This is a genomic window from Azospirillum lipoferum (assembly GCF_024170005.1).
In the GTDB taxonomy this organism is placed as follows: Bacteria; Pseudomonadota; Alphaproteobacteria; order Azospirillales; family Azospirillaceae; genus Azospirillum; species Azospirillum lipoferum.
The window spans coordinates 16102-27854 of the sequence record NZ_JALJXJ010000017.1 but is presented as its reverse complement, the minus strand read 5'-3'; the positions used below and the strand labels follow the sequence as shown (position 1 = coordinate 27854).

The 11753-nt window shown below is 70.0% G+C and carries 10 protein-coding genes; all 10 read left to right on the top strand.

Going from position 1 to position 11753, the window contains the following annotated elements:
• The first annotated feature begins 4 nt into the window (after positions 1–4).
• The 10 genes from J2848_RS29555 (at position 5) to J2848_RS29510 (ending at position 11724) form a co-directional block, all read left to right on the top strand.
• Complete coding sequence (locus J2848_RS29555) at positions 5–1243, top strand: lipase family protein (protein WP_149234168.1); 1239 nt, start codon at positions 5–7, stop codon at positions 1241–1243.
• A gap of 42 nt (positions 1244–1285) precedes the next feature.
• Complete coding sequence (locus J2848_RS29550; RefSeq protein WP_149234169.1) at positions 1286–2377, top strand: GNAT family N-acetyltransferase; 1092 nt, start codon at positions 1286–1288, stop codon at positions 2375–2377.
• Positions 2378–2469: 92 nt separating this feature from the next.
• Positions 2470–4725: a TonB-dependent siderophore receptor gene (locus J2848_RS29545; RefSeq protein WP_149234170.1), complete on the top strand. Its 2256-nt coding sequence runs from the start codon at positions 2470–2472 to the stop codon at positions 4723–4725.
• Positions 4726–4789: 64 nt separating this feature from the next.
• On the top strand, positions 4790–5668 hold the full coding sequence (locus tag J2848_RS29540) for an ABC transporter substrate-binding protein (RefSeq protein WP_246194228.1): 879 nt from the start codon (positions 4790–4792) through the stop codon (positions 5666–5668).
• Complete coding sequence (fhuB, locus tag J2848_RS29535; protein ID WP_149234172.1) at positions 5661–7655, top strand: Fe(3+)-hydroxamate ABC transporter permease FhuB; 1995 nt, start codon at positions 5661–5663, stop codon at positions 7653–7655. The genes J2848_RS29540 and fhuB overlap by 8 nt, the downstream gene beginning before the upstream one ends.
• Positions 7655–8770, top strand: coding sequence for a siderophore-interacting protein (locus tag J2848_RS29530; protein ID WP_149234173.1), 1116 nt, complete (start codon positions 7655–7657; stop codon positions 8768–8770). The genes fhuB and J2848_RS29530 overlap by 1 nt, the downstream gene beginning before the upstream one ends.
• Positions 8767–9567 carry an ATP-binding cassette domain-containing protein gene (locus J2848_RS29525; RefSeq protein ID WP_149234174.1) on the top strand — a complete coding sequence of 267 codons (801 nt, stop codon included), beginning with the start codon at positions 8767–8769 and terminating at the stop codon, positions 9565–9567. The genes J2848_RS29530 and J2848_RS29525 overlap by 4 nt, the downstream gene beginning before the upstream one ends.
• A 160-nt stretch (positions 9568–9727) precedes the next feature.
• Positions 9728–9943, top strand: coding sequence for an MbtH family protein (locus tag J2848_RS29520; protein WP_098735105.1), 216 nt, complete (start codon positions 9728–9730; stop codon positions 9941–9943).
• The gene (locus tag J2848_RS29515; RefSeq protein WP_211103290.1) at positions 9940–10710 is read left to right on the top strand and encodes a thioesterase II family protein; all 771 of its coding nucleotides are present in this window, start codon (positions 9940–9942) and stop codon (positions 10708–10710) included. Before J2848_RS29520 ends, J2848_RS29515 begins: the two co-directional genes overlap by 4 nt.
• Positions 10711–10725: 15 nt before the next feature.
• Positions 10726–11724 (top strand): TauD/TfdA family dioxygenase, encoded by a 999-nt coding sequence (locus J2848_RS29510; RefSeq protein WP_149234175.1) that lies wholly within the window; start codon positions 10726–10728, stop codon positions 11722–11724.
• Positions 11725–11753 lie beyond the last annotated feature (29 nt).

Genomic DNA, 11753 nt, shown 5'->3' with positions numbered 1-11753 from the left:
TCTCATGTCCGCCGTCTGCGCGGCAGGGGCGGGCACCGCGGCGGAGGCCGTCCGGCAGGCGGCCGTCGCTCCGGCGCGGGGTTCGGTGCTGGAGGTGGCGACGCTGGCGACCTACCGGCGGGATGCCATCGAAGCCGGGCTGGGCGAACGCGCCGGTTACATTGGACGACCACGTTGCGACGTCACCCTGTCGCAGGTGAGCTATGCCACCATCGGCGTGCGCGGCGAACCGGCGACGGCGTCGGCCATGCTGTTGCTGCCCGGCGGCCCGGACTGCAGCGAATCGCATGGGCTGCTGGGCTGGGCGCAGGGCACCCGGATGCAGCGGGACGTCACCCAGGCCGGCGATCTTCTCGCAGCGGGCGACAGCCCGCTGATGACGTTCTATGCCGCCCAGGGTGTCGCGGTCGTTGCCACCGATTATCTCGGGCTGGGGCGGTCGGACTATCCGTTCCACCCCTATCTCCATGCGGAGAGCGAGGCGTCCGCCATCGTCGATGCGCTGCGTGCCGCGCGCAGCGTGGCGGCGGAGGCGGGAACCGCTCTGTCGGGGAAGGTGCTGCTGGCCGGCTATTCCCAGGGCGGCCATGCCGCCATGGCGGCACAGCGCACCATCGAGCGCGACCACGCCGCCGAATTCACCCTGGCGGGGACGGCGCCGATGTCCGGCCCCTATGCGCTGGAGCGGACCTTCGTCGACGGCTGGTCGGGAACCGGGCCGGCGGGGCCGAACAGTCTGGCGACCGCGCTGTTCGCCTATACCGTCGTGGCGATGCAGCGTGTCTACGGCAACATCTACGCCTCTCCCGCCGCGGTGTTCCGGCCGCCCTTCGACGCCACCGTCGAAGGGCTCATGCCCGGTTCCCGCGACATCTTCGATCTGCTCCGGCAGGGCGCGCTGCCGCCGGGTGCCGAGATGGCGCGGCTTCGCCAGGACGGTTTCACGCGGGCTTTCGACGATCCCCAGTTTCCGTTCCGGCAGGCTCTGGCCCGCAACGACCTGCTGGACTGGACTCCGCGCGCGCCGATGGTCCTGTGCGGGGCCGGCCGGGATGCCGTCGTGCCCTTCGCCAATGCCGTCACCGCCCGGCGGATCTTCACCGCCCGCGGGGCGGCGGTCGAATTGCTGGACATGGACGGCCGCATTCCGCCCGATCTGGACGGGGTGTCGGTCCACACCAGTGCCGCCGTCTATCTGTGCTTCGGGGCGACCCGAGACCGGCTGCTCGCTCTTGCCCGGTGAGGGGGCGGCGGCAGCGGATGCCAGCAACAGGAAAGTGCCATCATGACGTCATCCCGTACCTTGCCTTTGCCCGACGGCCGCCGGCTGACCGCGGAGGTCCAGCCCGGCCGCCTGCATCTTGCCGTCGACGGCGTTCCGCTGCTGTCCGCCATTTGCGAGCCGGTTGAGGGCGGCATCGCCCTTGTTCCTGAGGGCGGCTCGGAGGGCGGCCGGGATCGTCCCGCTCCGCTTTCGGCGGAGGCTGCCTGGGCCGCGGCCTGCTGTCTGTTCAGCTGTGATCCGGGTGGCGATCCGGCTCGCCGCCTTCTGGTCTGGCGCGGCATCGAGCCCGATCCGGCGGCGTTGCGGTCTGGCCTGCTGCTTGCCGACGGCGTGGGTGGCGCGCTGTGCCGCCGCGACGCCTTCTGGCAGTTGCCTGGACCCTGGCTGCGCAGTCCCGGCACCGGCGGCTTTCCGTCCATCGCGCGCGGTGACGGAAGCGGCCTCCATCGGCCGCCCAAGCCGGTCGGAGAGTTGTACCGCCGGTTCGATCCGGCGCTCGGGCTGTGGATTTCGCTGCGCAGTCTCGACATCGAAACCGATCTGGAGCGTTTCAACCGTTGGCAGAACACCCCGCGGGTGCTGGAATTCTGGCAGGAGGGCGGCGACTTCCTGAAACATCGCGCCTATCTGGAGGGGCTGGCGGAGGACCCGCATGTCCAGACGCTGATAGGCTGCTTCGATGACGAGCCATTCGCCTATTTCGAGGCCTATTGGGCGAAGGAGGATCGCATCGCGCCCTTCTGCGCGCCGGGCGATCACGACCGCGGCATCCATATGCTGGTGGGCGAGGAGCATCATCGTGGACCGCACAAGGTCCGCTCGTGGCTTTCGGCGCTGGTCCACTGGCTGTTCCTGTCCGATGCCCGCACCGCCCGCGTGGTGTCGGAACCGCGGGCCGACAACGCCCGCATGATCGGCCACATGCAGTCCCTCGGCTTCCTGCGCGAGCGTGATTTCGACTTTCCGCACAAGCGTGCCGCCCTGATGTTGCTCGACCGCCGGTACTTCTTCGACCGCTGTCCCGGCCTGTCGGAGCCGTCGTCCGACCCGGGCGCGCACGAAAAATTCCTACATATGAAAGAATCTCCTTAATCTTCATCTACCCCCTTCGTCTTAGAGCCGGGAGACGGATTTCGCCGGAAGCGGAACCCCGTCGGACGGAGCTTCAGTTTGGGGGAATGGAGATGGAGATCGAGGTTGGGGCGGCCGTGCCGGCCGGTCGCGCGGCGTCGGGCAAGCGCGGGCGTCTGAGGGCTTTCCTGCTGGCGACCACGATGGCCGGTCTGGCGCTGATGGCGAACCAGCCGGCCGGTCTGGCGCAGCAGGCGACGGACAGCGGAAAGGCCGGCGACACCCAGGCCACCGGCGGCGACAGCATGGTTCTCGGACCGATTTCCGTGCAGGGCGTCGTCGGCGGTACCGAAGGCAATGTCGCGACCCGCAGCGCGGTCGGCACCAAGGTCGAGACGCCGCTGGTCGAAATCCCCCAGACGATTTCCGTCGTGACCCGCAAGGAGCTGGATCAGCGCGCAGTGCAGGATTTTGCCGGCGCGGTGGCCTATTCGCCCGGCATCGCGGTGGTCGATTATCCCGGCGGTCCCGGTGCCCCGGACTTCTCGATGCGCGGGTTCCGCGATTTCAACCTGTTCGGCATCTACCGTGACGGCCTTCGGGCCGGCTTCAACAACTACGACACCAATTTCGAGCCGTACGGGCTGGAGCGCGTGGACGTCGTCAAGGGCCCGTCGTCGGTCCTGTTCGGCCAGACCTCGCCCGGCGGCGTGGTGAACCTGACCACCAAACGGCCGACCGACAAGCCTCTGCACGAGATTCAGCTGCAGACCGGCAGCTTCGACCGCCGCCAGGCCGCCTTCGATTTCGGCGGGCCGGTGGATGGCGACGGCAAGGTGCTGTACCGCCTGACCGGCCTCGGCCGCATGTCCGACACCCAGGTCGACCATGCGCCCGACGACCGCTTCTACATCGCGCCGGCCTTGACCTTCAAGCCGACCGACAAGACCAAGATGACCCTGCTCGCCAGCTATCAGAAGCTGAAGATGAGCGGGGCGGAGCAGAGCATTCCCCGCGATGCGATGGGCCAGATCGGCACCGATCTCTTCTTTGGCATTCCCGGCTATTCCGACTGGAAGGTGCAGAACACCACCATCGGCTACGAGCTGGAGCATGAGATCAGCCCGGACTGGACCTTCCACCAGAACGCCCGCTACATGCATTCGCGGGTGAATTTCGTCAGCGCCTTCAGCACCGCATGGCCGGTGGAGCTGGAGAACGGTCGCTTCTATCCGGTCGGCGTGCAGGACCGTCCGAAGACCACCGAGACCTACCTGCTCGACAGCAACGTCCAGGGCAAGGTCACGACCGGTCCGGTGTCGCACACCATCCTGGCCGGCGTCGACTACGGCTACTACATCGGGCGTGAGACGCGGCGCAATTCATTGAATTCGCTGGTGATCGACGTGCTCAACCCAAGCTACCCGGGGACCGATTTCCTCTATGCCGACCCCTGGGTGGACGGCAAGAGTAACCTGAGCCAGATCGGCGCCTACCTGCAGGACCAGCTGCGCTACGACAACTGGATCCTGACTCTCAGCGGCCGCCAGGACTGGGTGGTGGACAAGGAGACGGACAACCTGTCCAGCAGCTCCCAGACCGCGCGCGACCATCATTTCACCGGCCGCGTCGGTCTGGGCTATGTCTTCGACAACGGCATCGCGCCCTATGCCAGCTATGCGACCTCGTTCCAGCCGACCACCGGCACCTACGCGCCGCAGCGTGGCGGCGGCACCTTCAAGCCGACCACCGGCACCCAGTACGAGGTGGGCGTGAAGTACCAGCCGAACGGCTGGAACAGCTTCATCTCCGCCTCGCTCTACCACATTACCCAGCAGAATGTGGTGACCAACGATCCGACCTACAGCGGCTTCTCCGTTCAGGACGGCGAGATCCGCAGCCGCGGCATCGAACTGGAAGGCAAGATGGAGCTGACGGAGGAGTTCAGCCTGATCGCCTCCTACGCCTTCGTCGATGCGGAGATCACCAAGGACAATCCCGCCGTCGGCTCCACCACCAGCTCGGTCGGGCTGCGTCCGAAGGGCATTCCGCGCCACATGGCGTCCGCCTGGGGCGACTATACCGTCAAGTCGGGTCCGCTCACCGGCCTCGGCCTCGGTGCCGGCGCGCGCTATGTCGGCTCGGCCAAGAATACGGGCAACACCGAGACCATCCCCGACTACACGCTGGTCGATGCCGCGGTCCGCTACGATCTGGGGGCGCTGCGGTCCGAACTGCAGGGCGCCAGCGTCGCGCTCAACGTCAGCAACCTGACCGACAAGAAATATTACTCGGCGGGTTTCTATGACAACACGGTGCTGTACGGCAACCGCCGCCAGGTCCTGGCGACGCTGAAGTACAGCTGGTAAGGCACGACCGTTGCGGCCGATGCCCGACATGGCCGGCGCCCCGGACCGGCGCCGGTTCCTCCGCATGGCCTCTGCGCTGCCGCTCGGTCTCCTGGCCGGCGGCACGCGGCCGGTGCGGGCCGAGGAGGCAGGCGGGGCCTGCGCGCTCGACTGGACGAGCGCGCAGGCCCTGTTGGCGTTGGGCATCGCCCCGCGCGGCCTGCCCGAGATCGACCGCTACCGCCGTTCGGTGATCGAGCCGGCGGTGCCGGCCGGTGTTCCCGACATCGGCGCCCGGGCGGAGCCGAACCTGGAACTGCTCGACCGGCTGGCCCCGGCGCGCTTCGTCACCGACGGCATGCTGTCGGCGGTGCACGGCCGGCTGGCGCGGATCGCGCCGCTTACCCTCTATCGGTCCTTCGACACGGGTTCCGGGGAGAGCGAAGGGCGGAACGGCCAGCTCGCCTTCGCCATCGCTGCCCTGCGCGGGCTGGCCGGCGAACTGGGTGTGCCGGAGGCGGCGGAGCTTGCGGTCGCGCGGCTCGACCGGGCACTGGACGAGGCACGGGCGCGCCTGACCGGCGTGGTCACGCGCCCGCTCTATGTTCTCAGCGTTCTCGACGGGCGCCGCGTCCTCATCCATGGACGCAACAGCCTTTATCAGGATCTCCTCGACCGGCTGGGGATCGGGAATGCCTGGACCGGGCCGAGCGGCCCCTATGGCCATGCCACGGTGACGATGGACCGGCTCACCGGGCGTCCCGAGGCCGGGCTGGTCAACATCGGCAGCGAGGGCAAACGGGCGCTGGAAGCGTTGGCCGCCCTGCCGCTGTTCGCCGGGCTGCCCTTCCTGCGCGAAGGCCGCGTCACCATCCTGCCGCCCATCCTGTTCTATGGCGGCGTCCCGACGGCCGAACGGTTCGTCCGCCTGCTCGGCGAAAGGCTGCCGCAGAGCCATGGCTGACACCGCGATGCCGCCGTCCTTCCGCCGCTTCGGCCCCGCATGGCCGGTGGCCGGCCTGTTCCTGCTGGCCGGGCTGGCCTCCCTTCTGGTGCTCGACCGCCAGTTGCCGCCGGAGCTGTGGTGGCGGGCGCTGCTCGATCCCGATCCGGCGCGGCTCGACCAGCTTGCCGCCCATTATGTCCTGTTTCCGCGCTTTGCCGTCGCCCTGCTGGTGGGGGCGGCGCTGGGACTGGCCGGCACCATCCTGCAGCAGGTCCTACGCAACCCGCTGGCCGAGCCGGCCACCCTGGGCATTTCCGCCGGCGCGCACCTGTCGCTCGCCGTCGCGACCCTATGGGTTCCCGAGGCGCTGGCGCTGGGGCGGGAGTGGGTCGCGCTGGCCGGCGCCGGGCTGTCGGCGGCGGCCCTGCTGGCGCTGTCCTGGCGCAAGGGGCTGTCGCCGGTCACCGTCATCCTGGCCGGCCTCGTCCTCAGCCTCTATGCCGGGTCGGTCAGTGGCGTGATGGTGCTGTTCAACCACGATCTGCTGATCGGCCTGTTCCTGTGGGGGGCCGGCTTCCTCGACCAGCAGGATTGGGGCATGGCCGCCTTCCTGGCGCCAAGGCTGGCGGTGCTGGCGGTTGCCGCCCTGCTGGTGCTGCGCCCGCTGACCCTGTTGGGCCTGGGGGAGGGTGGGGCGCGCAGCCTGGGCCTGTCGGTGGTCGGCGCCCGTCTCGCCGGGCTGACGATCGCCGTGATGCTGGCCGCCCTGACCGTCGCCGCTGTCGGCGTGGTCAGCTTCGTCGGTCTGGCCGCCCCGACCATCGTCGGCATGGCCGGTGCCCGCCGGCTGGGCCAGCGGATGCTGTGGGCGCCCCTGTGCGGTGCCGCTCTGCTGTGGGCGACCGATTCCCTGGTGCTGATGGCGCCGATCACCTACCGCGAACTGCCGACCGGTGCCGTCACCGCGGTGCTGGGCGTGCCGATGCTGCTGTGGCTTCTGCCGCGGCTGCGCAGCACCGCACCTCCGGTCATGACTGCGGCACCGCCGCCGCCGCGGGCTTCCCGGCCGGGCATCGTCCTTGCCGGCGTCGCCCTGCTGTTGCCGCTGGTCCTGTGGGCGGCGGTCGCCTTCGGCCCCGGCCCGGACGGCTGGAGTTGGAGCGTCGGCGCCGATTTCGCCACGCTGGAGCCCTGGCGCCTGCCGCGGGCGCTGGCGGCCCTGTCGGGCGGTGCGATGCTGGCGGTGGCCGGCACCGTTCTGCAGCGGATGACCGGCAACCCGCTGGCGGCGCCGGAGATCCTCGGCGTTTCCTCCGGCGCGATCCTCGGCGTGATCGCGCTGATGTTCTCGGTCGAGGCGCCGGAGCGTGGCGCGCAGATCGCGGCCGGCGGGGCGGGGGCGGTCGCGGTGCTGGCGGCGATGCTGGCGCTCGGCCGCAAGGACGGCTTCTCCCCCGACCGGCTGCTGCTGGCCGGCGTCGCCACCAGCTCGATTTCCGGCGTCGTCGTCGCCGTGCTGATGGCCGGGCAGGATCCGCGCCTGCAGACGCTGGTCACCTGGCTTTCGGGGTCGACCTATATGGTCGGGTGGACCGACGGGTTGGCGGCGCTGTCGCTGGCCCTGCTCGCCGGTGCCGCGATCCCCTTCATTGCCCGTTGGCTCGATCTGCTGCCGCTCGGCGGCGGGGTGGCGGCGGCGCTGGGCGTCAGCCCGTCGCTGAGCCGCATTGCGCTGTTCAGCCTGTCGGCCGTGCTGACCGCGGCGGCGACGCTGATCGTCGGGCCGCTGAGCTTCGTCGGGCTGATGGGACCGCATCTGGCCCGCATGCTCGGCCTGCAGCGGGCTGCGGCCCATCTCGCCGGCTCCGCCATGCTCGGCGGACTGGTCATGCTGCTGGCCGACTGGCTCGGACGCGGCGTGATCTTCCCCTATCAGGTGCCGGCCGGGCTGCTTGCCTCGGTGATCGGCGGACCCTTCCTTCTCTGGCTGCTGGGACGGCGCTGATGCCCCGCTTCTCCTGCGATACCGCGATCCCCCACGACCACCCCGCCGCCGCCGCCGGTCAGTTGGTGGCCGCCGCCGAACCTTACGGCCTGACCTTCACCCGTGAGGGCGACGCGCTGGCAGCGAGTGGCCCGTTCGGCCGGCTGGCCCTGACCGTCGGCGGCGATGCCCTGCATCTGCGGGCGGAGGCGGACGACCGCGGGCTGCTGGAGCGGCTGCGCGCCTCGGTCAGCGAACAGCTGGCCGGTCTGCTGGGGGAGGAGCTTTCCATCGTCTGGACCGGCGATGTGGAGACCGGACCGCTCTTCACCGATTTCCGGGAAATCAGGGTCATCGCCGTCCGGGACCTGACGCCACGTCTGCGCCGCATCACCTTCCTGGGCCGCGATCTCGACCGCTTCGCCACGCCGGACAACCTGCATGTCCGTCTCTATCTGCCGCCGGATGGGGCGACGGATGGGATGGCGACGCCGTCCTGGCCGCGTCCGGGTCCCGACGGGCGGCCGGTCTGGCCCGATCCGGAGCGGCGGCCGGCGGTTCGCTACTACACCCTGCGCCGCATCGACGCCGAGGCGGGTGAACTCGACATCGATTTCGTTCTCCATCCCGATCACGGCCATCCGGATCATGGACTTGCCGATGGCGCACCCGGTGCCGATTTCGCCCGCCGGGCGCGGCCCGGCGCTCTCTGCGGCATGTCCGGCCCCTGCGGGCTGGGCATCCGCCCGGCGCCCTGGCATCTGCTGGCCGGCGACGAGACGGCGCTTCCCGCCATCGCCCGCATCCTGGAGGAGCTGCCTGCCGATGCCCGCGGCACCGCCTTAATCGAGGTGGAGGATGCGGCGGACGAACTGCCACTCAGGGCTCCCGCCGGTGTCGTCGTCCGCTGGCTGCGCCGGCGGGGCGGCGGGACGGCGCGGCCCCTGGTGGAGGCGGTGCAGGCTCTGACGCTTCCGGACGATCTGTTCGCCTGGGTCGCCTGCGAATTCGAAGACCTTGCCTGTCTGCGCGATCATCTGCGCGGGCGCGGCATCGACCGCGACCGCATGCTGACCGTCGCCTACTGGCGGCGCACCCCGCCGGACACCCCATCAGACCGCAGGACTTCCGCATGACCTCTCCCGTTGTGCCTTCGACCGAGCCGATGTTCCGGATCGACGGGGTGAGCTTCGCCCTGCCGGGCCGTCTCCTGCTCGACCTGCCGTCCTGCGACCTGTTTCCCCGCCGGGTGACCGCGCTGATCGGCCACAACGGCTCCGGCAAATCGACCCTGCTCAAGATCCTCGCCCGCCAGCAGCATCCCAGCGGCGGACGGGTGCTGTTCGAGGGCCAGCCGCTGGAGCGCTGGAAACAGCGCACGCTCGCCCGCCGGATCGGCTACCTGCCGCAGCATATGCCACCCGCCTCCGGCCTGCTGGTGCGGGAACTGGTGGCGCTCGGCCGCTATCCCTGGCACGGCGCGCTCGGTGCCTTTCGGGTCGAGGACGCCCGCAAGGTGGAGGAGGCGCTGGTCCTGACCGACACCGCGCGCTTTGCCGGCCGTCTGGTGGACAGCCTGTCGGGCGGCGAGCGGCAGCGGGTGTGGCTCGCCATGCTGATCGCCCAGGATGCCGGCTGCCTGCTGCTCGACGAACCGATTTCCGCGCTCGACGTCGCCCATCAGGTGGAGGTGCTGGCCCTGGTCCGCCGCCTGTCGCGGGAGCGCGGCATCGGGGTGATCGCCGTGCTGCACGACGTGAACATGGCGGCCCGTTTCTGCGACGACATCGTCGCCCTGCATGGCGGACGGCTGATCGACCGCGGCACCCCGGCCGAGATCATGACGTCCACCCGGCTGGGCGCCATCTACGGCCTGCCGATGGCGGTGATCCCGCATCCGGATTCCGGGGAGCCGGTCGGGCTGGTCCGCTGACCGTCACGGCAACCTTGCACCGGTTGTTGCGAGGGAATCGCAAAATCCCCCTAACGATTCCCCGCGCTGCTTCGTCCATTAGGGCAGGACGGCGCCGGGCGCGGGCCGCATGAGCGGCCGGGCCCGGTACCGCCACTTCCGACAGACGACGAGGACAGCGATGGCGTTCGACCGCGAGGACATCACCTTCAAGGTGCTGGTCAACCACGAGGAACAATACTCCATCTGGCCGGACTACAAGGCGGTTCCGGCCGGCTGGCGCGAGGCGGGCAAGAGTGGCCCCAAGGCCGATTGCCTCGCCTATGTCGAGCAGGTGTGGACCGACATGCGGCCGCTCAGCCTGCGCCGCCAGATGGACGAAGCCGCCGCGCGATGACCATCGCGACCACGTCTGCTTCCGGTCGCGCGGCAGCACCGGCGATGAGGCTGTTCTGCCTGCCCTATTCCGGCGCCAGCGCGATGATCTACGCCCGCTGGAGGCGCCTCGTGCCGTCCTGGCTGGAGGTGGTGCCGGTGGAACTGCCGGGCCGCGGCCGGCGGATGGACGAGCCGCCCAGGACGGACCTGACGGGGCTGGCCGCCGAACTGGCGGAGGAATTGGCGCCGCAAATGCGCGGTCCCTTCGCCCTGTTCGGGCACAGCCTTGGCGGTCTGCTCGCCTTCGAGCTGGCGCATGCTCTGCGCGGGCGAGGGCTGGGGGAGCCGCGGGTCCTCTTCGCCTCGGCCGCCGCCGCCCCCAGCCGGCGCGAGGACGGGCGTTGGGCCGAGCCGCTGGACGACGACGGGCTGATCGCCGAGATGCGCCGCCTCAGCGGCACGGCCGAAGAGGTGTTCGGCAACCGCGACCTGCTGGAGATGGCCCTGCCGGTTCTGCGTGCCGACTTCCTGCTGTGCGGCCGCTATGCCTACCGCCCGCGCCCTCCGCTGGACTGCCCCATCCGGGTGTTCGGCGGCACGCGGGACGACATCGCCGCCGACCGGCTGCGGGCGTGGTCGGCGGAGACGCGGGGCGATTTCACCCTGGAGATGTTCGACGGCGACCATTTCTTCCTGCGCGCCCACGAGCGTCCGCTCCTCGACCGGCTGGCGGCATGCCTGACCCGGCCGGCGGACGGCAATCGGGGCATTGCCGCGACCGCCTGATTTCGTGAGGATCCCATGGCCGAGCGTAGTTTCACGATCGAAGACTTTCCCCATGCCCGCGGCGGCCTGCCGTTGCTGGTGCGGGCGCGCGATCCGCAGGTGGACCTGCTCGACGCCTTCGCCGCCCTGGAGCCTCTGGTGCGCGACTGGCTGCCGCGCTGTGCCGGCATCCTTTTCCGCGGCTTCGCACTGGGTTCGGGCGCATCCTCGGCCGTGCCTTCGGTCGAGCGCTTCCGTGCCTTCGCCGCCGCCTTCGGCCATCCCCTGCTGAGCTACGAGTTCGGCTCGACCCCGCGGACCAACGTGACCTCGGGTGTCTACACCTCCACCGAATATCCGGCCGACCAGCACATCCCGCTGCACAACGAGCAGGCCTACACCCGCGACTGGCCGATGCGCATCTGGTTCTGCTGCGTCCAGGCGGCGCCGGTCGGCGGCGAAACGCCGATCGCCGACAGCCGGGCGATCTACCGCAGGATTCCCGCCGATGTCCGCGAACGCTTCGAACGGCGCGGCCTGATGTATGTCCGCAACTACGGCAACGGGCTGGACGTGCCGTGGCAGAAGGTCTTCAACACGGAGGACCGCGCGACGGTGGAGGCTTATTGCCGCGACCACCGCATCCTCTGCGACTGGAAGGAGGATGGCGAACTGCGCACCCGCCAGATCTGCCAAGCGACCGCCCGTCATCCGGTGACAGGCGAGGCGGTGTGGTTCAACCAGGCCCATCTCTTCCACGTCTCCAACCTTCCGGAGGAGGCGCGGTCGGCGCTGTTCGACATCCTCGACGAGGAGGATCTGCCGCGCAACGTCTACCACGCCGACGGCGGTCCCATCGACCCGGCCGACCTCGCCGCCATCCGTACGGTCCTGGCCGAGGAAACGGTGCTGTTCCCGTGGGAGACAGGGGACGTGATGATGCTCGACAACATGCTGGCCGCCCATGCCCGCACGCCCTTCAGCGGGCCGCGCAAGGTGGTGGTCGCCATGGCCGAACCCCACTCCGCCGACTGACCGCTCCCGGCCGGCGTTTCCGCCGGCTC